Here is a 257-nt window from a genome sequence, read left to right as displayed (position 1 = left end):
GCATTAAAAGTACCGCCAGATCCAGAAGTTTGCGACCAAGTACCACCAGCATCTTCACCAGCGATTAAACTAAATAAATCTATAGTTGTAGAACTATCGTCACAGATAGTAATGCCTCCATCTGCGCCAGCATTAGCAGGCGTTTCAATAGTAAGAACTACTGGTATTCTAGAGCTTACACAACCAGAGACAGTTTCTTCAGCTTCAGCATAGTAAGTGTAAACTCCAATAGCTGTATCGGTAGGCGTATAATTAAG

General features: G+C 41.2%; 1 protein-coding gene. It reads right to left on the bottom strand.

What is annotated here, in order from left to right:
- Positions 1-257, bottom strand: a 257-nt coding sequence (locus ACVC2P_RS03685; protein ID WP_452597139.1) for a hypothetical protein, incomplete at both ends; no start/stop codon positions are given.

The organism is Pontimicrobium sp. MEBiC01747, from assembly GCF_053601635.1.
Note: the sequence above shows the minus strand (reverse complement) of the source record. Positions and strands in the feature narration are given on the sequence as shown.